Annotated in this window: 23 protein-coding genes; 3 read left to right on the plus strand and 20 right to left on the minus strand. The window is 70.1% G+C overall.

All coding sequences use genetic code 11. From position 1 onward, the window contains the following. Positions 1-7 precede the first annotated feature (7 nt). The 3 genes from rlmD to PQS31_RS14705 form a co-directional block, all read right to left on the minus strand. Positions 8-1,345, minus strand: a complete 1,338-nt coding sequence (gene rlmD / locus PQS31_RS14695) for a 23S rRNA (uracil(1939)-C(5))-methyltransferase RlmD (protein WP_272763500.1) — start codon at positions 1,343-1,345, stop codon at positions 8-10. Positions 1,346-1,462: 117 nt separating this feature from the next. Beyond that, complete coding sequence (locus PQS31_RS14700; RefSeq protein WP_272763501.1) at positions 1,463-2,062, minus strand: YdbL family protein; 600 nt, start codon at positions 2,060-2,062, stop codon at positions 1,463-1,465. Positions 2,063-2,090: 28 nt separating this feature from the next. Next, entirely contained in the window at positions 2,091-4,118 is a 2,028-nt protein-coding gene (locus PQS31_RS14705; protein WP_272763502.1) for a hypothetical protein, read from the minus strand. A 33-nt stretch (positions 4,119-4,151) separates the two neighbouring features. Here PQS31_RS14705 and PQS31_RS14710 point away from each other — a divergent pair, with 33 nt between their 5' ends. Beyond that, entirely contained in the window at positions 4,152-4,859 is a 708-nt protein-coding gene (locus PQS31_RS14710; RefSeq protein WP_272763503.1) for a response regulator, read from the plus strand. A gap of 45 nt (positions 4,860-4,904) precedes the next feature. Here PQS31_RS14710 and recO read toward each other — a convergent pair whose 3' ends face one another. The 10 genes from recO to rpoE form a co-directional block, all read right to left on the minus strand. Beyond that, a complete protein-coding gene (recO, locus tag PQS31_RS14715; protein ID WP_272763504.1) occupies positions 4,905-5,627 on the minus strand; it encodes a DNA repair protein RecO in 723 nt (240 codons plus the stop codon). Between the two features lie 24 nt (positions 5,628-5,651). After that, a complete protein-coding gene (locus PQS31_RS14720; RefSeq protein WP_272763505.1) occupies positions 5,652-6,101 on the minus strand; it encodes a GFA family protein in 450 nt (149 codons plus the stop codon). Next, a complete protein-coding gene (gene era / locus PQS31_RS14725; RefSeq protein WP_272763506.1) occupies positions 6,094-6,999 on the minus strand; it encodes a GTPase Era in 906 nt (301 codons plus the stop codon). The genes PQS31_RS14720 and era overlap by 8 nt, the downstream gene beginning before the upstream one ends. A gap of 64 nt (positions 7,000-7,063) precedes the next feature. After that, entirely contained in the window at positions 7,064-7,747 is a 684-nt protein-coding gene (gene rnc, locus PQS31_RS14730; protein WP_272763507.1) for a ribonuclease III, read from the minus strand. Further along, a complete protein-coding gene (locus PQS31_RS14735) occupies positions 7,731-8,111 on the minus strand; it encodes a DUF4845 domain-containing protein (RefSeq protein ID WP_272763508.1) in 381 nt (126 codons plus the stop codon). Before PQS31_RS14735 ends, rnc begins: the two co-directional genes overlap by 17 nt. Before the next feature lie 34 nt (positions 8,112-8,145). Beyond that, a complete protein-coding gene (gene lepB / locus PQS31_RS14740) occupies positions 8,146-8,940 on the minus strand; it encodes a signal peptidase I (protein ID WP_272763509.1) in 795 nt (264 codons plus the stop codon). A gap of 167 nt (positions 8,941-9,107) precedes the next feature. After that, a complete protein-coding gene (gene lepA, locus PQS31_RS14745) occupies positions 9,108-10,904 on the minus strand; it encodes a translation elongation factor 4 (RefSeq protein ID WP_272763551.1) in 1,797 nt (598 codons plus the stop codon). 166 nt (positions 10,905-11,070) lie between these two features. Further along, a complete protein-coding gene (locus PQS31_RS14750) occupies positions 11,071-12,603 on the minus strand; it encodes a DegQ family serine endoprotease (protein WP_272763552.1) in 1,533 nt (510 codons plus the stop codon). Between the two features lie 97 nt (positions 12,604-12,700). Beyond that, complete coding sequence (locus PQS31_RS14755; protein WP_272763510.1) at positions 12,701-13,612, minus strand: sigma-E factor negative regulatory protein; 912 nt, start codon at positions 13,610-13,612, stop codon at positions 12,701-12,703. Further along, a complete protein-coding gene (gene rpoE / locus PQS31_RS14760) occupies positions 13,609-14,235 on the minus strand; it encodes an RNA polymerase sigma factor RpoE (RefSeq protein ID WP_272763511.1) in 627 nt (208 codons plus the stop codon). Before rpoE ends, PQS31_RS14755 begins: the two co-directional genes overlap by 4 nt. A gap of 258 nt (positions 14,236-14,493) precedes the next feature. Between rpoE and PQS31_RS14765 the strand changes: the two genes are divergently transcribed. Continuing rightward, entirely contained in the window at positions 14,494-16,575 is a 2,082-nt protein-coding gene (locus PQS31_RS14765; protein WP_272763512.1) for a 3-hydroxyacyl-CoA dehydrogenase NAD-binding domain-containing protein, read from the plus strand. Positions 16,576-16,638: 63 nt separating this feature from the next. Here PQS31_RS14765 and PQS31_RS14770 read toward each other — a convergent pair whose 3' ends face one another. Continuing rightward, a complete protein-coding gene (locus PQS31_RS14770; RefSeq protein ID WP_272763513.1) occupies positions 16,639-17,220 on the minus strand; it encodes a TetR/AcrR family transcriptional regulator in 582 nt (193 codons plus the stop codon). A 91-nt stretch (positions 17,221-17,311) separates the two neighbouring features. On the opposite strand from PQS31_RS14770, the gene PQS31_RS14775 reads away from it, so the two are divergent. Further along, positions 17,312-17,566 carry a hypothetical protein gene (locus tag PQS31_RS14775; protein WP_272763514.1) on the plus strand — a complete coding sequence of 85 codons (255 nt, stop codon included), beginning with the start codon at positions 17,312-17,314 and terminating at the stop codon, positions 17,564-17,566. Positions 17,567-17,584: 18 nt separating this feature from the next. Here PQS31_RS14775 and PQS31_RS14780 read toward each other — a convergent pair whose 3' ends face one another. The 6 genes from PQS31_RS14780 to PQS31_RS14805 form a co-directional block, all read right to left on the minus strand. Beyond that, positions 17,585-17,944, minus strand: a complete 360-nt coding sequence (locus tag PQS31_RS14780; protein WP_272763515.1) for a PilZ domain-containing protein — start codon at positions 17,942-17,944, stop codon at positions 17,585-17,587. Positions 17,945-17,967: 23 nt separating this feature from the next. Then, entirely contained in the window at positions 17,968-18,903 is a 936-nt protein-coding gene (locus tag PQS31_RS14785; RefSeq protein WP_272763516.1) for a DNA polymerase III subunit delta', read from the minus strand. Continuing rightward, positions 18,900-19,538, minus strand: coding sequence for a dTMP kinase (gene tmk / locus PQS31_RS14790; protein ID WP_272763517.1), 639 nt, complete (start codon positions 19,536-19,538; stop codon positions 18,900-18,902). Before tmk ends, PQS31_RS14785 begins: the two co-directional genes overlap by 4 nt. Continuing rightward, on the minus strand, positions 19,535-20,692 hold the full coding sequence (gene mltG / locus PQS31_RS14795; protein WP_272763518.1) for an endolytic transglycosylase MltG: 1,158 nt from the start codon (positions 20,690-20,692) through the stop codon (positions 19,535-19,537). The genes tmk and mltG overlap by 4 nt, the downstream gene beginning before the upstream one ends. A 93-nt stretch (positions 20,693-20,785) precedes the next feature. Beyond that, complete coding sequence (locus PQS31_RS14800; protein WP_272763519.1) at positions 20,786-22,138, minus strand: aminodeoxychorismate synthase component I; 1,353 nt, start codon at positions 22,136-22,138, stop codon at positions 20,786-20,788. Positions 22,139-22,203: 65 nt separating this feature from the next. Next, on the minus strand, positions 22,204-24,102 hold the full coding sequence (locus tag PQS31_RS14805) for an ATP-binding cassette domain-containing protein (protein WP_272763520.1): 1,899 nt from the start codon (positions 24,100-24,102) through the stop codon (positions 22,204-22,206). Positions 24,103-24,266 lie beyond the last annotated feature (164 nt).

Here is a 24,266-nt window from a genome sequence, read left to right on the forward strand (position 1 = left end):
TGGCTCCTCAGCGCTTCTCGAACAGCGCGATCGACTCGACGTGCGCGGTCTGCGGGAACATGTCCATCACACCGGCATCGGCCAGGGTCCAGCCGCGCTCGTTGACCAGATAGCCGGCATCGCGCGCCAGCGAGGCCGGATGACAGCTCACGTAGACGATGCGCCCGAAGCGCTCCAGCGGCAGCTGGCGCAACACGTCGATCGCGCCCGAGCGCGGCGGGTCGAGCAACAGCTTGTCGAAGCCCTGGCGCATCCAGGCGGCCCCGCGCTGGTCCTGGGTGAGATCGGCCGCATGAAACTGCGCATTCGCCAGGCCGTTGTGCACCGCGTTCTCCCTCGCGCGGGCGACCAGTCCGGCTTCGCCTTCCACCCCGACCACCTCGCGCACGCGGCGCGCCATCGGCAGGGTGAAATTACCGAGTCCGCAGAACAGATCGAGCACGCGATCCCCGGGCTGCAGATCCAGCAGATCGAACGTCCGCGCGATCATCGCCTCGTTGAGCCCGGCGTTGACCTGGATGAAGTCCAGCGGCCGGAACTTCAGTTCGACATCCCAGGGCGCGAGCCGGAACGCCAGCGCGGGCGCCTCGGGCCACAGCGGATGCACGCTGTCGTTGCCGCCGGGCTGCAGGAAGACCGCGATGCGATGCTGCTGCGCGAAGGCCAGCAGCGCCGTGGTATCGGTCGCGGACAGCGACTGGAGATGACGGAACACCAGCGCGACGCCATCGAAGTCCGGACGCGGATCGCCGGCGATGAACTCGATCTGCGGAATCGTGCTGCGCGCGTCCAGGCCGTCGACCAGGCGCGACAGCGCCGGAACGATCGCCGCGATCGGCGCGATCACCGTGTGGCATTCCTGCAGGTCGGCGACGAAGCGCGGATCGCGCTCGCGAAAGCCCACCAGGGTCTTGTCCTTCTTGTCCACGCGCTTGACCGAGAACCGGCCCTTGCGCCGGTAGCCCCAGGCGTGATCGACCAGCGGCGCCATCCAGCGCTTCGGCGTGACGTGGCCGATGCGCTCGAAGTTCTCGCGCAGCACGCGCGCCTTGGCGACGATCTGCTGTTCGGCATCGAGATGCTGCAGTACACAGCCGCCGCAGACCCCGAAGTGCGCGCAGCGCGGGGTGATGCGATGCGCGGATGCGCGCGACACCTCCAGCGTCACCGCCTCGTCGAAGCTGCGCGAGCGCGCGAAACGCTGGGCGACCACCTGCTCGCCCGGCAGCGCGCCGGACACGAACACGGCTTTTCCGTCGGGCAGGCGCGCGACGCCGCGGCCGTCGTGGGTGAGGTCGAGAATGTCGACCTGGAACGGAGTCTGATCGAGACGTTTACGGGCCACGTGGCGAACGCTGCGGGCGAAGGGCCGCACATTGTCGCAGAACCGCGCACGTGACCCGACCGCCCGGAATGCAACGGGCCGCCATGAGGCGGCCCGTCGAACGCGGCGATGCCGCGATTACTTCTGCTGCCAGCTGCCGCCCTGCTGATACCACCAGCCCGGCCGCGCACTGGCGATCCACTGCCGCGCGAACACGTCGCGGATCTGCGCCTCCCATTCGGGATGCCCGTTGGCGACCGCGATCTCGCGGTACACCGCCTGGCGATCGCGGTTGTCGTCGGCCACCGCGGCATTGATCGCGACCCGGTCCTTGATCGGCAACTGCGAGGCGTCGCGCACGACGATCTGGCCGTTGCCGCCGAAGCCCAGCGCCCCGGAATCGAAATGCGGCCGCAGCGTGCCGTTGAAGCGCTGCTCCATGCGCGACTGGATCGCCTGCACCGCCGGCGTGCGGATGGTGATGTCGGGCGTCTGCGCCTGTGCGCTGCCGATGCCCAGCAGCATCCAGGCATCGAACCGTGCACCGCGCTGGACCATGCCACCGCCCGGCACGCTCGCTGGCGGCGCCGTCTCGGCGGGCGCCTGCTCGCCGATGACGTTCTCGACGAACTCGCGCGCGGCTTCCTTGGCCTCCGCAGCCGGGAAATAGACATTGATCGTCACGCATGCGGTCAGCGCCAGCGCGGCGACGATCGGCAATCCGGTCCAACGGGTCATCGTGGATCTCCGTAAAAAAAAAAGTGGATCAGTCGAACACCGGCTCGACGTCGCCCCCGGCCACCGCGACCAGACGCGCCACCAGGGTGGGCCAGTCGACATCGCGGTTGTGGCCGACGACATTCAAGCGCGGCAGGCCGCTGCCGTCGACGATAGTAAAGGTCGAGGGTCCTGAACGCAGACCGCCCATCCTGCAGACCTCGTTGCGCAGGCGGCAGGACACGCCGATCGCGCGGTAGCCGAAATCATCGAACACGCCGATCAGCTGACCCTGCAGGCTGGTGACGAAGGACGCATCGCCGACGCTGGAGATGTTCTGCACCGCGCGCTGGCTGATGCGCTGGCGCACACCGCGCGCGCGCTCGGTGTGCAACTCGGCATCGAACGCGGTCGCGGTCCAGTCGACCAGCCGCAAACCGTCGATGCGGCCGTGGAGTCGCCCCTCGATGCTGCCGAAATCGAAGACGCTGGTCAGCGCGTGCAGGTCGATGCCGTGGAGCGCGAGATCGCTGGACACGGTGGGGGCGACGCCGAACGGTCGCTCGATCGACAGCTCGTCGACGTCGACGCGCCCGCCGAACAGATCCATGCTCAGGCCGCCGTCGAAGACGATGCGGTTGTCGGCATAACGCACCGTCGGAATCCGGCCTTCGAGCGTGCCCTCGAACGGTGGCCAGTCGAGCGCCTTGGCCAGCGTGCCGATGTCGAGGCCCTCCAGGCGCAGCGCGGTCTGCATGCGCAGGCTTTCGTCGCCCGCCGGCGGACGCAGCACCAGGGCCTCGAAGCCGATACGGCCACCGAGGAACGACAGCGCGACCGGATCGCGCAGCCGCAGCCGACCGTCGCCGCTGAGCAGGGTCCAGGCCGCGGCATCGAACGGCATGCCGTACAGCGCCCCGCCCGCCCACGCGAAGCTGCTCCGCACCGGTGCGTGGGTGGAATACCGCACGCCGCCGGTGAGGCCGTCGAAGCGGAAGCGATCGGCCGCGTCCCCGATGCCGAGACCGCGCAGGCGCAGACCGGCGTCGCGCAGCGCGCCGTCCTCGATCGACAGCCGCGTCGCCAGCCCGCCGTCGAGCGACAGGCCGGACAGCCCGGCCAGACCCAGCCAGCCCGACAGATAGCGCGCCGGCAGCGCTTGCGCCTCTCGGCTGTCGATCCCGATGTCGAGCATGTCGACCGCGAGATCCGGGCGCAGCCGGGCGCGACCGTCGATCTGCAGCGTGTCGCCATCGTCCCAGCGCAGCCGCGAGACGTCCCAGTCCTGGCCGTCGTCGCGGGCCAGCGTGAGGCCGAGCCCGATCGGCGTGTCCGGCAGCGCGAGGTAGGCCGTGCCGAACAGCAGTTCGCCGCCGCGTACGTGGCCGTCGAGGGTCAAGAGGGTGCGCCCGGCGGGCAGGCGCAGATCGAAGTCGAGGTCCGCGTCGAGCGCGTCGCCCGCCACGTCGCCGGTGTCGGACTCCAGGGCGACGCCGCGCAGCGCGAGATCCGCGGCAATCCGCAACGGCCGGTCCGGTGACGCGTCGATCCGCACCTCGCCGCCCAGGGTGCCCGCGCGCAGCTGGCCATCCGACCAGCCCTGCCGTACCAGGGCTTCGGCCCAGGCCGCCGGCACCGCCCGCAGATCGATGACCGTGCGGTCGGGCGTACGCGCCTCGCGGCGCAGGCCGAGTGCGCCGCCGCGGCCCGCGAGCGTGGCGGCGGTCCGCGTCGCATCCAGCGCGATCGCCAGACGCAGCGGTCCGCCCTGCGCACCGCGCACATCGCCGTCGCATTGCCATCCCGCGTCGCCACCAGGCGCCTGCGCACGGCGCAGCGGACACTGCCAGTCCACGCGCTCGAAGGCCCAGCCGAGTTCACCGGCATCGACGCGTCCCGCCTGCAGGCGCAGCCTGCCCTCGGGGGCGTCGGCCGGCCAGTCCAGGCGCAGCCGGACGTCCTCGAGCGTGGCCACCGGCGTGACCACGCGCGCGATCCGGGCATCCACGGACTGCGCCCGCGCCGGCGCCACACAGGCCAGCAACAGGGTTAGGATCGTCAACAGGCGGACGGACATCGCCGGAGCATACCCGCACTGCACGGAGCACCCATGACCCGATTGCTGCTGGTCGAAGACGATCCCACGAGCTGCGGCTTCCTGCATGCCGCCGCGGCCGCGCTGCCGGCCCGGGTCGACATTGCCGGTTCGGTCGCCGATGCACGGCGACTGGCGACGCACGCGCCCTACGACGCCTGGCTGATCGACGCCCATCTCCCCGACGGCAGCGGCGTCGCCCTGCTCGAGACCTTGCGTGCCGAGGGGTTCCGGACGCCCGCGCTCGCGCACACCGCCGCGCGCGAGCCCGAAGCGCTCGAGGCCCTGCGCGCGGCCGGCTTCGCGCTCGCGCTCAGCAAGCCGGTGTCGGCGGCGGCGTGGCAGGCGAGCATCCGCCAGATCACCGGCGCCGCCGGTGCGCGGCCGGACGCCCCGTCCGCGCCGCCCGGCGCGAAGGCCGGTCTGGTCTGGAACACCGCCTCCGCGCTGCGGGCCGTCGGAGGCGACGCCGGCAATGCGGCGGCCCTGCGCGAGTTGTTTCTCGGCGAACTGCCGGGCACGCGCGATGCGGTCGTGCGCGCGGCCGGCGCGGGCGAATCCGATGCCGTGCGTCAGGCGGTACATCGCCTGCGCGCGGGCTGCGGCTTCGTCGGGGCCGAGCGCATGGACGCGGCGGCGGCCGACCTGCATGCGGCGCCGCACTCGTCCGATGCCTTGCACGCGTTCCTCGCCGCCGTCGAGACCACGCTGGCACAGCGCTGAGCGACGCGTGTCACGGCGGGCGCGATCCGCGCCGCGGGGCGGGGACTAGCGGCCCGCGAGATCGCTGGCGAGTTCCCAGGATTTCAGACCGCGCGGTCCCAGGTGATACGCCAGCACGCCGCGCAATGCGCGGCGCAGGCCGGCGAGTCCGGCACCGTCCGGCGGCGCGCCGTCGGCGGCCAGCGCGAGCAGGCTGTCCCCGGTGGCCGCCGCGTTGCGGTCGTCGGCGCCGGTGTCGCGCTGGAGGCGCCTGGGACCGTGTTCCGGTTCGAGACGGTAGCGGGCCGCGGGATCGATCGGCGCGCCGTCCCCATCCTCATCGAGTGCGAAGCCCACGCCGAGCGCGTCGAGCAGGTCGCGCTCGAACCGGCGCAGCGTCCATGCGAGCCCGGCCGGCGTGCGCAGCCGCTCGCGCACGGTGGCGTAGGCGTCATAGAGCTCGGGCACGGGATCCTGGCGCGGCGCCAGGCGCAGCACCAGCTCGCTGACGTAGAAGCCGGCCAGCATCGCGTCGCCGGTCAGTCGCGGGGCCGCATCGAGCGCCTCGGCCGCACGCAGCTGGGCGAGTTCGCCGCGCAGCACCGCGGCCAGACGGATGTGCTGGAGCGGCTGCAGCGCCGCCCTGAGCACGTGGCGTTTCGGCCCCTGTACACCACGCGCGACGAGGCCGAGACGCCCATGGTCGCGGCTCAGCACCTCGACCAGCAGACTGGTCTCGCGCCAGGGGCGTGCGTGCAGCACGAAGGCGGGGGCGTCGTCGATGCGCATGGCGCGGGGTCCGCAGGCGGGCGCTCAGCCGGCCGTACCGACCCGGGCCAGGAACTCGGCTTCGGTCAGACGTTCGCGGCGGCCGGCGAACGCGTACCAGCCGGGCTGCGCATCGGTGAAGATTTCCGAATGCAGCCGGGCACCGGGTATCGCGTCGAACAGTCCGGCCGGCACGAACGCCTGGTCGTCGCCGGTGAGGCGGAAGAACAGGCCACTGCCGCAGACGGCGCAGAACGCGCGCTCGGCCCACGCCGACGACGGATACCGGCGTACCCGGTCGTCACCGGCCTCGATCCGCAGGTCACCGCCCGCGTGCAGCACCATCGCCGGGCCACCGTGCCAGCGACGGCAGGCGCCGCAGTGGCACACATCCACGTCGCGGGTATCGGCCGGCACGCTGAGCGATACGCCGCCGCACAGGCACCGCCCGCGCAGGCGGCCCGCGTCACCGTCCATGCCGATGCGTTCAGTCACCGTAGCCGAGCGCCTTGAGCGCCGCTTCGTCGTCCGACCAGCCCTCGCGCACGCGCACCCAGGTTTCGAGGAACACCTTGGCGTCGAACAGCCGCTCCATGCCCAGCCGGGCCTTGGTGCTGATCTCCTTGAGGCGGCTGCCGGCCTTGCCGATGACGATGGCCTTCTGGCCCTCGCGCTCGACCCAGATCACCGCGCCGATGCGCAGCATGCTGCCGTCGACGGTGAAGCTCTCGATCTCGACCGTCGTCGCATACGGCAGTTCGTTGCCGAGCTGACGCATCAGCTGCTCGCGCACCAGTTCGCCGGCGAGGAAGCGCTGGCTCTTGTCGGTGATCTCGTCCTCGCCGTAGAGGGCGTCCTGCGCCGGCACCAGCGGCAGCACGGTCGAGACGAGCTGCTCCAGGCCCTTGCGTTTCAGCGCCGACAGCGGCACCACGCCCGCGAACTCGCGGCCTTCGGTGACCGTCTGCAGGTAAGGGAGCAGCGTGGTCTTGTCCTTGATCCGGTCGACCTGGTTGACCACCAGCACCACCGGCACGCCGGCCTCGCGCAGCGCGTCGAACGCGAGACCGTCCTCCTCGTCCCAGCGGCCCGCGACCACGACCAGCAACGCGGCGTCGACGCCCTCGAGCGCGCCGCGCGCGGCGCGGTTCATGATCCGGTTCATCGCGCGCTTCTGCTCGCGGTGGATGCCGGGTGTGTCGACCAGCAGCAGCTGGCCCTCGGGAAACGTCGCGATGCCCAGCAGCCGGTGCCGCGTGGTCTGCGGCCGGTTGGAGACGATGCTCACCTTGGCGCCGACGAGTGCGTTGACCAGGGTGGACTTGCCGACGTTGGGTCGGCCGATGACGGCGACGAAGCCGGCGTGATGGGGCGTGGCGGAAGATTCGGTCATGCCGGCATTCTACGGAAATGCCGGTGTCCACGACGGCGCGGGCGGGTCCGCGACCGGAGACGGCTCAGGCGGCGCGCTCGATCATCCCGATGACCGCCTCGGCCGCCTGCTGTTCGGCTGCGCGGCGCGAACTCCCCTGCCCTTCGGCCGCGAGGCCGGCCTCGGCCAGGCTGCAGCGCACCAGAAAGATCTTGGCGTGTTCTTCCCCGCTCTCACCGAGCAGTTCGTAGTGCGGCAACGGCTGCTGCCGTGCCTGCAGCCATTCCTGCAGGCGGGTCTTGGCGTCCTTGGCGACACGACCGCTGGACAGCGCGACGATCGGCCGCTCGAACAGCGGCAACACGATCCGCCGGCAGGTCTCGATGTCCGAATCCAGGTACACCGCGGCGATCACCGCTTCCAGCGCATCGGACAGGATGGAATCGCGGCGGTGCCCGCCGGATTTCATTTCGCCCGGTCCGAGCACCAGCCGGGCACCGAGATCGAGTTCACGCGCGATCGCAGCCAGCGAGGATTCGCGCACCAGCTCCGCCCGGGCGCGCGTGAGCGTGCCCTCGTCGGCGGTCGGCCAGCGCGCGTAGAGCGCCTCGGCGATCAACGCACCGAGGATCGCATCGCCCAGGAACTCGAGGCGCTCGTTGTGCGGGGCGCCGGCGCTGCGATGCGTCAGGGCCTGCACCAGCAGCGCGGGATCGCGAAACGTATGTTCCGCAAACCGCCCCTGCTGTCGATCAAACGCCGTCGCCACCGCGGGTCAGCGTCTGCGTGGCGTGGAACTTGCCCACGACGTCGAGGTTGCCGATCAGCGGCCGGCGCACCTCGTACTGCACGTCGATCTGCCAGCCGTTGTCGGCGCGGCGGATCTTGACGTTCTGCGGCTTCACGTTTTCCGAGTAGCTTATGTACAGCCGACGGAAGAACAGGTCCTGGATGCGCGCCGGGTCCGACGCGGCGACGCCGGACTCGTTGGCCAGGCCCTTGAGGGCCGACTTGACGCTGTAGTACTCGGAATACATCGGAAACAGCTTCATGCCCACGTAGGCGAAGAAGCCGACCACTGCCAGCACGATGATGAAGCCCAGCAGGGTGATGCCGCGTTGCGTGCGTTTCATTTGGGACGTCCCCTCAGATGTCCAGCCCCGTTGCTCAGCGGATCGGGTTACCGATCCGTCCCCAGTCGACCCAGCCGGGCGCGGCGCTGTCGACGTTCATCCAGATCAGGAACGCCTTGCCGCGCAGCTGGGTCTCGGGAAGCGTACCCCAGAAGCGGCCGTCGTCGCTGCGGTCACGGTTGTCGCCCATGACGAAATAATGGCCCTGCGGCACGTGGAAGGTGCCCTCCCCCAGGTGGAAGGGCGCGGCCTGGTCGATGTGCAGGATCTCGTGACGGCGATCGGGCATCTGTTCGGCATAGAGCGAGGCACCGGTCATCTCGGCGCCGCGGCCCGCCCCCTCGTAGGTGCCCAGACGCTCGTAGCCGAACGGCGTGCCGTTGACGAACACCTGGTTGTCGCGGAATTCCACCGTATCGCCCGGCAGGCCGATGACGCGCTTGATCCAGTCCTGGTCGGGGTGCTGCGGCGGTCGGAACACCACCACGTCGCCGCGCGCGGGCTCGCCGATCTCGATCACCTTCTTGTTGGTGATCGGCAGGCGGATGCCGTAGCTGAACTTGTTGACCAGGATGAAGTCGCCGATCAGCAGCGTCGGCATCATCGAGCTCGACGGAATGCGGAAGGGCTCGGCGACGAAGCTGCGCAGGATCAACACCACGAACAGCACCGGGAAGAACGCCTTGGAGTAGTCGACCAGGACCGGTTCCTTGGCCTCGATCAGTCCACTGCGGCGCGCACGCGCCTTCGCCAGCACCAGCTTGTCGAGCAGCCAGATGACGCCCGTCAGCAGCGTCAACACGACCAGCGCGGTCTCGAACCATTTCATGCGGAAACCTCAGGAGCCGGGATCGGCGATTGGTGATTCGTGACGGGAAGAACCTGCAGTCCTTCAGCGTCACGCCCAAGAATAACGATGCATCTGCCCACGAACTTTACCGGCTGCGGCGCTCGCCGGTCTTTCGAATCACCAATCACGACTCACCGATCACGTCCTTACGACTCACGGCTCGTACTCAGCACCGCGAGGAAGGCTTCCTGCGGGATCTCCACGCGGCCGACCTGCTTCATGCGCTTCTTGCCTTCCTTCTGCTTCTCAAGCAGCTTCTTCTTGCGCGAGATGTCGCCGCCGTAGCACTTGGCCAGCACGTTCTTGCGCAGCGCCTTGACCGTGGTGCGGGCGATGATCTGCGCGCCGATCGCGGCCTGGATCGCCACGTCGAATTGCTGGCGCGGAATCAGGTCCTTCATCTTCTCGGTCAGCTCGCGGCCGCGACGCTCGGCGTGCGTGCGGTGCACGATCAGCGACAGCGCATCGACCTTGTCGCCGTTGATCAGCGTGTCCACGCGCACGAACGGACCGGCCTGGAAGCGCAGGAAGTGATAGTCGAGCGAGGCGTAACCGCGACTCACCGACTTGAGCTTGTCGAAGAAGTCCAGCACGACCTCGGCCATCGGCAGCTCGTAGCTGATCTGCACCTGGCTGGCCATGTAGGTGATGCCGATCTGCACGCCGCGCTTGTCCTCGCACAGCTTGATGATCGCGCCGATGTAGGCCTCCGGCGTGAGGATGTTGGCGCGGATGATGGGCTCGCGCACTTCCTCGATCAGGTTCGCCTGCGGCAGCTTGGCCGGATTGTCGAGCGGCATCACCTCGCCGTCGGTCTTGAGCACCTCGTAGATCACCGTCGGCGCGGTGCTGATCAGATCGAGGTCGTACTCGCGCTCCAGGCGCTCCTGCACGATTTCCATGTGCAGCATGCCGAGAAAGCCGCAGCGGAAGCCGAAGCCCATCGCCTCGGAACTCTCGGGTTCGAAGCGCAGCGCGGCATCGTTGAGGCGCAGCTTGTCCAGCGCTTCGCGCAGGTCCGGATAGTCCTCGGCATTGACCGGGAACAGACCGGCGAACACGCGCGGCTGCATCTCCTGGAAGCCGGGCAGCGGGGTGTCGGCCGGCTTGCCGGCGAGCGTGAGCGTGTCACCGACCGGCGCGCCGTGCACGTCCTTGATCGACGCGGTGATCCAGCCCACCTCGCCGGCCTTGAGCGCGGTCAGTTCCTTGCGCTTGGGCGTGAACACACCGACCTTGTCGACATCGTGGGTGCGCCCGGTCGACATCACCAGGATCTTGCTCTTGGGCGTGATTTCGCCCTGCATCACCCGCACCAGCGACACCACGCCGAGATAGTTGTCGAACCATGAATCGATGATCAGCGCCTGCAGGCGATCGGTGTCGCGCGGCTTCGGCGGCGGGATGCGGTGCACGATGGCCTCGAGCACCTCTTCCACGTTGAGGCCGGTCTTGGCGCTCACGGCCACGGCGTCCTCGGCGTCGATGCCGATCACCGCCTCGATCTCGGCCTTCGCCTTGTCGATGTCGGCCGTCGGCAGGTCGATCTTGTTGAGCACGGGCACCACTTCCAGGCCCTGCTCGACCGCGGTGTAGCAGTTGGCGACCGACTGCGCCTCCACGCCCTGCGCCGCATCGACGACCAGCAACGCGCCTTCGCACGCCGCCAGCGAACGGCTGACTTCGTAGCTGAAGTCGACGTGGCCGGGCGTGTCGATGAAATTCAGGTGATAGATCTGCCCGTCGCGCGCCTTGTACGGCAGCGAGACCGACTGGGCCTTGATCGTGATGCCGCGCTCGCGTTCGATCGGATTCGAATCGAGCACCTGCGCTTCCATCTCGCGGGCCTGGAGGCCGCCGCAGAGCTGGATGATGCGATCGGCAAGCGTCGACTTGCCGTGGTCGACGTGGGCGATGATGGAGAAGTTGCGGATGTTCCGCATCGGATCGTGGGTCATGGGCGGCGGCCGGGCCGTCGTCGAAAAGATAACGGGCGATTATCGCATAGCGCCCCGCCGCGGCGGGGCGGCGTCGCCCGGCCACCGGCCTCCTGCGCAAAACGGCCCGCGGGGCGAACCACCGCGGGCCGGATTGCGTTGCGCCGCAGCCTCAGCGGGCAGCGGCGTCCGGCACGGTCACCGCGCGGTACTGGGTGGCACCGCCACGGCCGCGCACCAGCAGCATCACCGTGTCGCCCGGCTGGATATCCCGCAGCGCCCGATCCAGTGCCGCCGCGCTGCCGACCGGCGTGCGACCCACCCGCAGGATCACGTCGCCCTGGACGATGCCCGCGCTCGCGGCCGGGCCGCGTCCGACGTTGCCGACCAGCACCCCTTCGTCGCTGCCGAGGCCGAACTGCCGGCGCTGGGCGGCATCGAGATCACGGCCGACCAGTCCCAGCGCGTTGCTGGCGCCGGCCGCCGCATCGGTCTGCGGCCGGTTCGTGCCGGTCGAGGCGACGCTGCCGCTGTCGAGCGCGGTCAGGGTCACGTCGTAGTCGCGCGTACGGCCTTCACGGAACACCTGCAGCTTGACCCGGGTGCCCGGCGCCTTGCCGCCGACCAGCGGCGGGAGTTCGCTCGAACTGTTGATCTGGGTGCCGTCGACGCTGCGGATCACGTCGCCCGGCTCGATGCCCGCCCGCTGCGCCGGGCTGCCCGGCAGCACTTCCTGCACCAGCGCGCCCCGGGTGTCGGGCAGGCGGAAGCCGGCGACGGCCTCCGGCGTGACGTTCGAGACCTGCACGCCCAGCGAGCCGCGCTGCACGCTCCCGGTCTTCTTGATCTGCTCGGCGACGTTCGCGGCGAGATCGATCGGAATCGCGAAGCTCACGCCCATGTAGCCGCCGGAGTTGCTGAAGATCTGGGAGTTGATGCCGATCACCTCACCCGACACGTTCAGCAGCGGCCCACCCGAGTTGCCCCGGTTGATCGGCACGTCGGTCTGGATGAACGGCACGTAGCGCTGGTTCGCGTACTGGTTGGAGCGCTGCACCGCACTGACGATGCCGGCCGTGACCGACTGTTCGAAGCCGAACGGCGAACCGATCGCGACCGCCCACTGGCCGGGCTTGACCGCGCCCGAGTCGCCGTAGCGCAGCATCGGCAGGCCGGTGGCCTCGATCTTCAGCACGGCGACATCGGATTCGGCGTCACTGCCGACCACGGTCGCGGTGAATTCGCGGCGATCGGACAGGCGCACCTTGACCTCGTCGGCGCCGTCGATGACGTGATGGTTGGTCAGCAGGTAGCCATCGGCGGAGATGATGAACCCGGTGCCCATGCCGCGCCCGCGCGGCGCATTGTCCGGAACGCCCTGACCGCCCGGGAACTCGAATCCCGGGCCGAAGAACCGGCGGAAGATCTCGGGAATCTGCGCATCGTCCGGCATCTGCTGGCCGCGGCCCTGGCGCGCGCCCATGGTCGTCTCGATGCTGACCACGGCCGGCCCCACACGTTCGACCAGACGGGTGAAGTCGGGCAGCCCGCTGACCAGCGGCGCCTGCGGCGTCGACGAGACGGTGGTCGCGCTGTCGGCCTGCGTGGCCTGGGCCGACTGCGCCGTGGCGGCCGGCAACACGAACGCGGTGGTCGCGGCCGACAGCACCGCAACCAGGGACACCGCGAGCAGGGATTTCTTCATCGACGTCATGAGCAACACTCGAAGTCAGTAAACGGGATGGATCGGGGACGGTGACCGGCGACGCGAGCCGCAGGACCCGCGGACATCATCGCGACGCTCAGGGCTGCACGCGCGCCGCCGGGCCCGCCGCGGTATCGCCCGGATCGACCGGAAACCTCGGCAGCACGGTGCTGTCGGGCGCGCGCTCGCTCCACGAGGGCTCCGGGAATGTTTCGCCGTAGCGGACCGAAAAACTGCTGTCGGCCGAGAGCATCGACGCGCGCGGCCACGGCCGCGCAACGCCGTCCACCGCCGGCAGGCCCGACGACGCCGGCGCAGACGCCAGCGTCGCCGCTGCATCGACGAGGACGGACGCGCCCGATGCCATCTGCGGAGATGCCGCCGCGACCTGCGACACGGTCTGCGGCCGCGTCACCGCCTGCCGCGCATTCGCCTCGCGCTCGGCCGTCGCACGACGCGGGCGCTCCGCTGCCGCCAGCGCCACGCCGGCGACCGCGAGGCCGGCTTCGGGCGCTGCGGCCGCCAGTGCGCTGGCGTCGGCACTGGCGTCCGAAACGGGCGCGTCCACCCCGACCGCAGCGAACGCCGGTGCCGGACGCGGATCGCCGTCGCCTTCGAGCGTACCGGGGCGCGTGACGAACAACGCCACGAGCGCGACCGATGCCGCGAGCGCGGCGCCGCCGCCCCACTGCAGCAGCCGGGGACGGCGCACGGGCGTCGCTGGCGCCACGGTCACGCCATCCTCGGCGATACCGCGGGCGATGCGCTCGGCGAAGTCTGCAGGCAGCAGGGAGACCTGGCGCCCGCGCAGCACGTCACCGCAGACCTGCCAGCGCTCGAAGCAGCCGGACAGTTCCGCATCGTGCTGCAGCCGGCGCCGCAGGAACCGCGCCTGATCCTGCGGCAGCTCGCCGTCGAGCATCGCCGAGAGTTGCTGGCGGTGGTACAGCTCGAGCTTGTCCGGATCGGGGCCGAGCTGGAGTGTGTCGAGTTCGTCGGCAGGGCTCATCGGGTCACGCGCTCCACAAGTCGTTCGTTGTCCATCAGGGGCCTGAGTTCGCGGTCGATCGCATCGCGTGCGCGGAAAATCCGCGATCGCACGGTGCCGATCGGGCAGCCCATGCGCTCGGCGATCTCCTCGTAACTGAGGCCGTCGACCTCGCGGAGATTGATCGCCACGCGCAGCTCCTCCGGCAGGGCTTCGACCGCGCGAACCACCGTTTGTTCCAGCTGCTGACGCATCAGCTCGCGTTCCGGCGTGTCGCTGTCGCGCAGGCGGATGCCGCTGTCGAACTGCCCGGCGTCATCGATGTCGATGTCGTCGGTCGGCGGACGGCGGTTGTGCGCCACCAGGTGGTTCTTCGCGGTGTTGACCGCGATGCGGTGCAGCCAGGTGTAGAACTGCGCATCGCCGCGGAAGTTCCCGATCGCCCGGTACGCCCGGATGAAGGTCTCCTGCGCGACATCCTGCACTTCGCTCCAGTCCGCGACGTAGCGCCCGATCAGCGCGGCGATGCGGTGCTGGTATTTGCGCACCAGCAGATCGAACGCCGCCACGTCACCGCGCTGCACGCGTCTGACCAGTTCCTCGTCCAGAGTCAGGCACTCCTGGCTGTCGTGTTCCTCGGCCATCGAGCCGGATCTCCTTCAGGGCCCGGCCTGGCACGGGCATTAGGACAGGCGTGTCGCGCGAAAAGTTCCGTCACGACCGGTGTGGCATCGTCGCCACGCCGTGATGCATTCCTTGGGGCGAGGCCTGCGTGCTGCAAGCAGGCCGTCCGGCCTCGGCCCGGTCCGGACTCAAACAGCGTTTTGAAGCGCTGATTTGACGGCGCCGAAGCAACCTCGGGATCATAGGCACATTCCCCATACCCTAACGGATGGTGCCGTATGTTCGCAGGCCTCGACGGGCTCCGCTTCAGTCACTGGCAAGCCGAGCCCCGCGACGACGGCGTGCTGGTGCTGTCGTTCGATCGCGCAGGCGAGTCGGTCAACACCTTCGCCCAGGACGTGCTGATCGAACTCGACGCACTGCTCGAGCGCCTCGCGCTGGACCCGCCGACGGCATTGGTGATCCGCTCGGCGAAAGAAAAAGGCTTCATCGCCGGCGCCGACATCCGCGAGTTCCAGGAGTTCGACGCCAAGGGCACGATCGGCGATTCGATCCGTCGCGGACAGATGGCATTCCAGCGGCTGGCCGAGCTTCCGTGTCCCACGGTCGCCGCGATCCACGGCTTCTGCATGGGCGGCGGCACCGAGATCGCACTGGCTTGCGACTACCGGGTGGCGAGCAACGATCCGTCGACGAAGATCGGCCTGCCCGAAGTCAAACTCGGGATCTATCCAGGCTGGGGTGGCAGCGTCCGTCTGCCGCGCCTCGTCGGTGCGCCGGCGGCGTTCGACATGATGCTCACCGGTCGCGCACTGTCGGCCAAGGCTGCGCGCGGAATCGGGCTCGTGGACAAGGTGGTCGAGCCGGCGCTCGTGGTCGACACGGCGATCGCGCTGGCGCGCCGCGGCACCACGCGGCCGTTCAAGCAGCGCGCCCTCGCCTGGGCGACGAACACCTGGCCGGCGCGCCAGGCGCTGGCGCCGGTGCTGCTCAAGCAGGTGGCGCGCAAGGCGAGGAAGGCGCATTACCCCGCGCCCTACGCGATGGTCGAGACCTGGAAGCGGGCCTCCGGCGATACCCGCGCGCTGCTGGCGGCGGAGCGCAAGGCGGTGGTCAAGCTCGCCGGCACGCCGACCGCACGCAATCTCACCCGCGTCTATTTCCTGATGGAGCGGCTCAAGGGACTGGCCGGAAAATCCGCGGGCCAGCTGGCGCCCATCCAGCGCGTGCACGTGGTCGGCGCCGGCGTGATGGGCGGCGACATCGCGGCCTGGGCGGCGTACAAGGGGCTCGACGTCACCCTGCAGGACCGCGAGCAGACCTTCATCGACAAGGCCCAGGCCCGCGCCGCCACCCTGTTCGAGAAGAAGGTCAAGGATGCCGCCAAGCGTCCGGCCGTGGCGGCGCGTCTGCGTTCGGATCTGGCCGGCGACGGCGTCGCGGACGCGGACCTGGTGATCGAGGCGATCATCGAGCGCGCCGATGCCAAGCGGGACCTCTACGCGTCGATCGAACCGCGGCTCAAGCCCGACGCCCTGCTGACGACCAACACCTCGTCGATCCCGCTCGACGAGCTGCGCGCGCACGTGCAGCGTTCGGCCCACTTCGCCGGGCTGCACTACTTCAACCCGGTCGCGTCGATGCCGCTGGTGGAAATCGTCCACCACGACGGCGTCTCCGACGAGACCGCGCGCCGGCTCGCCGCGTTCTGCAAGGCGATCGACAAGCTGCCGGTGCCGGTGGCGGGCACGCCGGGCTTCCTCGTCAACCGCTTGCTGTTTCCATACATGCTCGAAGCCGCCACCGCCTATGCCGAAGGCATCCCGGGCGCGGCGATCGACCGCGCCGCGGTCAACTTCGGCATGCCCATGGGGCCGATCGAATTGATCGACACCGTGGGCCTGGACATCGCGTCCGGCGTCGGTCAGGAACTCGCCCCGTTCCTCGGCCTGCAGATTCCGGCATCGCTGGCGACGCCACCCGAGGCCGGCAAGCGCGGCAAGAAGGACGGCCAGGGCCTGTACACGTGGCAGGACGGCAAGGCGGTCAAGCCCGAGGTGCCGAAGGATTACCGCGCGCCGGATGATCTCGAAGACCGCCTGGTGCTGCCGCTGCTCAACGAGGCCGTGGCCGCGCTGCACGACGGCGTGGTGGCCGACGCGGATCTGCTCGACGCGGGCGTGATCTTCGGCACCGGCTTCGCGCCGTTCCGGGGCGGTCCGATCCAGTACATCCGCGATACCGGTGTCGACGTCGTGCTGGAACGTCTGCGTGCGCTGCAGACGCGCCACGGCGAGCGTTTCGCACCGCGCCCGGGCTGGGACTCGCCGGCACTGCGTACCGAGGCTGCGCCGCGCTGACCTGCGGGCGCCGGGACTGCGCAGCCACGGCGCTCGATCAGACGCGCGCGGCGCGGTCCGCGTTCACTCCGGCGATCCGGTCCTGGCCGCAACCGCGGCGGCGCGCTCGCCCAGCGCCTGCATGAGCCGGTCGCGCTCGCCGTCATCGAGATCGAGCATCTCGAACGTGTCGCGGAAGAACAGGCCGTCGAGCGCCAACGTCACCAGCAGGCCCTCGATGAAGTCGGGGCCCAGCTGGCGCAGGCGCTCGGTGTGCGCATGGGCCCGCGCACGCGGCTGCTCGAGCAGATCGGGCGTATTGACGGCTGCGGCGATGAACGAGCGCGTGGTACCCGGCTGCTCGCGCTTGGCTGCCAGTTCCCCGCGTTGCGCGTGGACGAACGCCTGCAGATAGCCGCCCGGCGTGGCCGGGAACTGCGCCGTCGCGAGATCGAGGTCACGCTGGTGCTCGGCCATGTGGTGCTCGACGACGGCGCGCAGCAGCTGGTCCTTGCTGGCGAAGTGGTAGAGCAGCCCGCCTTTGCTGACGCCGGCGTCGGCGGCCACCGCATCGAGCGTGAGATTCGCCGCCCCGACCCGATCGGCCACGGCGAGCGCGGCGTCGAGGATGCGCGTGCGGGCATCGCTGCGAGGCTTGCGGATCATGGGAAGCCGAGGACGTTGACGGTGGGAGGCCGATTCTAGACTATACCGTCCAGACGGTTCATTCAGGTCCGAGGAGGCGAGCGTGGGCGGCGTGCACAATGAATCAGACGGTGCGGACGTGGGCGGCACGTCGGGCGCCTCGGACGCCTATGCGGCACTGGGGTGGATCGAGGAATTCTCGGAACTCGCGCGGCTGGCGATCGACGAGGAAGACGACGAAGCGCTCCGCCGCCGCTACGAGGACGAACTGCTGCGGCGCGCGAGCTACCTGCGCGCGGCCGGCCTGTTCGACGTGGTCGAAATCCGGCATCCCGGCCTGCGGGCGATGTTCGCCGATACGCGATGAGGGTCGCGCGCCCGACCGTCACATCGTGTGGGTCGGCTTCTCGGAGTTCAGGGTGCCGGCGAGCAGGGTCTCGATCCGGCCCTTGAGCGCGTCGCCTTCGGGTGTGTCGGCGAACTGCACGCCGACACCGGCGGTGCGATTGCCCTGGGCGCCGGCCGGCGTCACCCAGACCACCTTGCCGGCGGTCGGCAGGCGATCGGACGATTCGGGCAGCGTCAGCAGCAGGAACACCTCGTCGCCGAGGAAATAACGCTTCGGTGTGGGCACGAAGATGCCGCCGTGCTTGAGATAGGACATGTAGGCGTTGTACAGCGCCGCCTTGTCCTTGACCGCCAACGACAGGATGCCCTGCCGCGCGCCTGCTCCGGTTGCACTCATTGCGTCATTCCCAGCGTGTGAAGTCAGAGGCGCTTGGCGCTGTCACGCCAGGCCAGCAGCAGTTCGGTGATCGCCAGATCGGCGCGGACCGTCGTCCGGAGCAGGTCACGTGTGCGATTGGCCGCGTCGAACCACGCGGCCAGCTTCCAGATTCCCGCCGGATCGGTCAAGCCGGCCGCACGCGCGAGTGCGAGATCGGCCGCATGCCGCAGGCGCGACGCCGCGTGCGCGTCGCCGGCCCAGCGCTGCGCGGTCGCCACGGCCGCGAGGTCACCGCGCGCCAGGCCGGTGAGGTCCTTGTGCACCTCGCGCCGCAACTGCAGGCCGCCGGTGTCCAGCCAGTCGGCGGCGAGGCCGGGATGGCCTTGCGCCGCCTCGAGCGCCTCGCCGGCATCGGCCGCGGCGTGTCCGCGCGCCGCCAGCCAGGCCAGGGCTTCGTCACGCGGCGGCAGACGGAATTCGATGCGCTGGCAGCGGCTGCGGATCGTCGCCGGCAGACGTGCGGGATTGGCCGCCACCAGCCACAGATGCCGGCCGGGCTGCGGTTCCTCGAGCGTCTTGAGCAAGGCGTTGCACGCCGCGGTGTTGACCGCGTCGGCCGGATCCACGATCGCCACCTGGGCCCGTCCGTATTGCGGCGTCAGCGAGAGCTTTTGCGACAGCTCGCGGATCTGCTCGATGACGATTTCGCTGCGCAGCCTGGTGCCGTCCTTCGTGGGGATGAACGACACCCGGTGGAAATCCGGGTGGGTGCCCGCCGCGATCAGCTGCGCGACGCGGGAATCGGCCTCAGCGCCCAGAATGTGCGCAGCGAGCGCCTCGGCAACCGCGCGCTTGCCCAGCAGCGCCGGGCCGCAGAACAGCAGCGCATGGCCGAGGCGCTGGGCGTCCAGGGTCTCGCGGGTACGCGCCAGAATGCGCGCCTGCCAAGGTGCCAGTGCGGGCGAGGCCTCGCTCATGCCGGCACACGCAGGGACTGCACGGCGCGCACCGCGTCCGCCGCCACCACGTCGGCGGCGCGTGCGGCGTCGATGACGTGGACACGCGCGGGGTGGGCGGCGGCACGTTCGAGAAACGCCGCGCGTACCCGCTCGAAGAACGCGTCGTGCTCGGCCTCGATCCGGTCGGGCACCGCATCGCGCGCACGGGCGCGGTCACGGCCCTGGGCCACGCCGAGATCGAGCAGCAGGGTCAGCGCCGGCTCGATCCCGACATAGCCGTGTTCGAGCGCGGCGATGCGCTCGGCTGCGATCCCGCGGCCGCCGCCCTGGTAGGCGTAGCTCGAATCGGTGAAGCGGTCGCTGATGACCCAGGCGCCCCGCTCGAGCGCGGGGATGACGACCTCGCGCACATGCTGCGCGCGCGCGGCGAAGACCAGCAGCAGCTCGGTGTCGGCCGCCGCCGGTTCGTGGCCCGGATCGAGGAGCAGGCCGCGGATGCGCTCGGCCAGTGGCGTACCGCCCGGTTCCCGCGTGCACACCACCTCGCTCTCGCCCGCCAGAGCGTCGCGCAGTGCGTGCAGCACCGTGCTCTTGCCGGCCCCCTCGCCGCCCTCGATGGTGATGAAGCGCGGGTACGCGCGCAACGCACTCATTCGCCCGATGCCTCGGCGCCTGCGCCCACCGCGGCCTCGACCTCGGCCTCGTTCGGCGGCGCGGCATCGTCGGCCGCCGCGTCCGCGCCGGCGTTGCCGCCCGAGAACCGGGCGCGGTAGCGGCGCACGTACTCGCGCACCGCCGCGTTGTGCTCGGCATAGGTGCGCGAGAACACGTGGCGGCCACTGCCGTCGCCCAGGGCGACGAAGTACAGCGCGTCGCCATCGGCCGGATGCGTGGCGGCCTCGATCGCCGCCTTGCCGGCCATCGCGATCGGCGTCGGCGGCAAGCCGTCGCGGGTGTAGGTGTTGTACGGCGTATCGGTCTGCAGGTCGCGGCGGCGGATATTGCCGTCGTAGGCCGTGCCCATGCCGTAGATCACGGTGGGATCGGTCTGCAGGCGCATGCCCACCTGAAGGCGGCGGTTGAACACGCCCGAGATCTGCGGACGTTCGTCGGCGACGCCGGTTTCCTTTTCGATGATCGAGGCCATCACCAGCGCCTCTTCACGGTCCTTCAGCGCCAGGCCGTCGGCGCGCGTCTCCCAGGCATGATCGAGTGCGGCCTCCAGCGCGGTGTTCGCGCGGCGCAGCAGGTCGATGTCGCGATCGCCGCGCGTGTAGAGATAGGTCTCGGGCAGGAAACGACCTTCAGGATGCACGCCTTCGCGTCCCAGCGCGGACATCAGCGCGGCGTCATCCATGTCCTGCACCGTCTGCGCCAGCGGCTCGGCACGGGCCAGCGCCGCGCGCAGCTCGCGCATGTTCCAGCCCTCGACGATGGTGAAACGATGACGGATCACCCGGCCATCGCGCATGCGCACCAGCAGCTCGCGCGGCGTGACCGTGGGGTCGAGCGGATACTCGCCGACCTGGATGCGCGCATCGGCGCCGAGCTGCCGCGCCAGTGCGCGCCATTCGAGTTCGTGTCCTTCGACGATGCCGGCTTCGCGCAGCCGGCCGAGCACACGCTGGAAGGAATCCCCGCGCTCGACGACGAAGGTCTGTCCCGCCTGCACGCCCGCCAGCGGTGCGTCGGCGAAGCCGGTGTAGCGGTCGTGGAGCAGATAGGCGGCCACAGCGCCGAGCGCGAGCAGGCACAGCAGCAGGAACAGGCCGATGCGGCGGCCTCGGCGTTTCACGGGTTCGGTCATGGGCGGCGGTGGCCGTCTGGGATCGCGACAGGGCCCGCAGGATACCGTGGCGGCCGGGATGCGTCGCCAACGCGGCCTCGACGTCGCCCGGTATCAGCCATCGACGCCCAGCGCACGCAGCGTGCCGCGGGCCTTGGCGCGGGTCTCGTCGAGTTCGCGCTGCGGATCGGAGTCGGCGACGATGCCGGCGCCGGTGCGGAAACGCGCCTCGTGGCCCTCGACCTCGGCGCTGCGGATCAGGATGTTGAGATCCAGATCGCCGTCGCGGTTCAGCCAGCCCATCGCACCGGTGTAGGCGCCACGGCCCTGCCCCTCGAGCTCGGCGATGATCTGCATGCAGCGCACCTTGGGGCAGCCGGTGATGGTGCCACCGGGAAACACGGCGGCGATGACCTCGCCCGGCGTGACACCGTCGCGCAGCCGACCGCGGACATTGCTGACGATGTGGTGGACGTGGGCATAGCTCTCCACGCACATCAGCTCGTCGACCTCGACCGAACCCGGCGTGCAGACGCGCCCGAGGTCGTTGCGCTCCAGATCGACCAGCATCACGTGCTCGGCGCGCTCCTTGGGATGCCCGACCAGCTCACCGATGCGCGCCGCGTCGTCGTCGCCGTCGAAGCGCGCACGGGTGCCGGCGATCGGACGGGTCTCGACCACGTCGCCGCGGATGGATACGAGCCGTTCCGGCGACGCGCTGGCGACGGCCCAGCCATTACCCGCGAACAGGCCGGCGAACGGTGCCGGGTTGTGCTGGCGCAGCCGCGCGTACAGCGCCGCCGGATCCAGCGGCGCATCGAAACGTGCACGCCAGCCACGCGAGAGATTGGCCTGGAACACGTCGCCGGCCGCGAGATAGTCCAGCACCCGGCGCACGCCTTCGAGAAACCGTGTGTCGGGGTCTTCGTCGATCACCGACGGCGGCGTCCAGCCGGGCAGCGCGGCGCGGTCGGGCTCGGCGGCGTCGGCGAGCAGTTGCTCGAGCAGTGCTTCGTGATCGGCTTCCGCGACAGCGACGCACTCACCGCTGCCGTGGTCGCGCAGGATCGCTGCCGGACAGCGCCGCGCCACCGCGACCGGCAGGCCGCCCGGCGCGCCCGGCAGGTGCAGCACCGGTTCCACCTGGCCCGCGAGCTCGTAGCCCAGAAACAGCGCCCATCCGCCGCGGAACGGCCAGCGGGGCGCCTCGCGTTCGACACGTGCCGCCTGCCACGCGGCATCGAGCGCGGCGAGAAAGCCGCCCTCGACGACGTGCCCGTTCGCATCACGGGTCCGGCCGTCGGTGCCGAGCGCCAACTGCGCGCCGTCGGCTGCCAGCAGCAGATCCCAGCGCGCGTGCGCGGTGCCGTGGGCCACCGACTGCAGCAGCAGCGGATAGCGATCCGGCGCCGCGCGATGCAGCGCGAGCAGGTCGGTTTCGGCGGGCAGCGGACGGGTGATCAGCACGGCGCGCGCCCCGGCATCGCGCCCCTGCGTACAGGTCGGAGGTGGACCTCGTGCATACGCGCGCCTCAGGCGTCCAGTTCGGTCCAGCGCTGGTAGGCCGCATCGAGCGCCTCCTGCGTGGCCTGCAGCGAGGCGCCGTGCGCGGTGATCGCGGCCGCGTCGCGCTGGTAGAACGCGGGATCGTTCATGGCGGCGGTCAGCGTGGCGATCTCGGCCTCCAGCTGTTCGATCCGCGCCGGCAACTGCTCGAGTTCGCGCTGGTCCTTGTAGCTCAGTTTGCGCTTCGCCGCCGGCGGCTCGGAGGCCGCCGTCACGGGAGCGGCGGCCGGCGCGGCAGCAGGTTCGGGCCTGCGCATCCCCAGTGTCGCCGCCGGCAGCCCGGTGCCCGGCTCCGCGCGCTGGCGCAGCCAGTCCTCGTACCCGCCGATGTACTCGCCCACCCGGCCCTCGCCTTCCATCACCAGGGTCGAGGTGACCACATTGTCGAGGAAATCGCGGTCGTGGCTGACCAGCAACAGCGTGCCCGGATAGTCGGCCAGCAATTCCTCGAGCAGTTCCAGCGTCTCGACGTCGAGATCGTTGGTGGGTTCGTCCATCACCAGCAGGTTCGACGGCTGCGCGAACAGCTTGGCCAGCAACAGGCGGTTGCGCTCGCCGCCCGAGAGCCGGGTGATCGGCGCACGCGCGCGTTCGGGCGTGAACAGGAAATCCTGCAGATAGCCGATCACATGCTTGCGCGTGCCGTTGATCTCGACGAAATCCTGGCCTTCGGCGACGTTCTCCAGCGCATTCCAGTCTTCGCGCAAGGTGGCGCGGTACTGGTCGAAATAGGCGATCTGCAGTTGGGTGCCGGTCTTCACAGCCCCCGTCTGCGGCTGCAGCTCACCGAGCAGCAGCTTGAGCAGCGTGGTCTTGCCGGTGCCGTTGGCACCGATCAGACCGACGCGGTCGCCGCGAAAGATCGTCGTCGAGAAGCCGTCGATCAGACGCCGCTCGCCGAAGCGGAACGACACATCGTCCAGCTCGACGACCTTCTTGCCCGAGTTGCCGGCCGACGCGGCGGCCATGCGCACATTGCCAGTGAGATCGCGCCGCTGCGCGCGCTCGTTGCGCATCGCCTTGAGCCGGCGCACGCGGCCTTCGTCGCGGGTGCGCCGGGCCTTGATGCCCTGCCGGATCCACGCCTCTTCCTGGGCCAGCAGCTTGTCGAAACGCGCCTGCTCCTGCGCCTCGGCATTGAGCCGCTCTTCGCGGCGACGCACGTAGTTGTCCCAGTCGCCCGGCCACGACGTCAGCTGGCCCCGGTCGATTTCGACGATCCGGGTGGCCAGGGCACGCAGGAAGCGCCGATCGTGGGTGACGAACACGATGGCGCCCGCCCACTGCTTCAGAAAGCCCTCGAGCCAGTCGATCGCGGCGATGTCGAGGTGGTTGGTGGGCTCGTCGAGCAGCAGGATGTCCGGTGCCGACACCACCGCGCGTGCCAGCAGCACACGGCGCTTCATGCCGCCCGACAACGCCGAAAACACCGCGTCGCCGTCGAGCTGCAGGCGTTCGAGCACTTCGGTCACGCGCTGGTCGATGCGCCAGCCGTCGAGCGCCTCGATGCGCGCCTGCACGTCGGCCAGCGCGTCGTAGTCTTCGGCGTGCAGCAGGCGGTGGTATTCGGCCAGCGCCGCGCCCGCCTCGCCCAGTCCCTCGGCGACGACGTCGAAGACGCTGCCGCCCGCGCCGGCGGGCACTTCCTGTTCGAGCCGTGTGACGCGGACGCCCTGTTCGCGGCGGATGTCGCCGTCGTCGGGTTTCAGTTCACCGTCGATCAGACGCATCAGCGTGGACTTGCCGGCACCGTTGCGGCCGATCAGGGCCACCCGTTCGCCGCGTTCGATCGAAAACTCGACGCCGTCCAGCAGCAAGGGGCCGCCGACGCTGTAGTCGACGTCATTCAAAGTCAGGAGAGGCATCGGCGGATTCTACCGGCTGGTGCGAACGGGCAGGACGGCGGACGTTCACCGCGCGGGCCACAGGAACGGCGGAACCGTCCCCGTCGATGGGCCGACGCGGCCTTCGCACCGCATGCGGGCCTCCCCGCGCGGAACCGCAGGTGCCAGGCGGCACCGTGCGGCGG

Source organism: Luteimonas sp. BLCC-B24, from assembly GCF_028550595.1.
Taxonomy (GTDB): Bacteria; Pseudomonadota; Gammaproteobacteria; order Xanthomonadales; family Xanthomonadaceae; genus Luteimonas.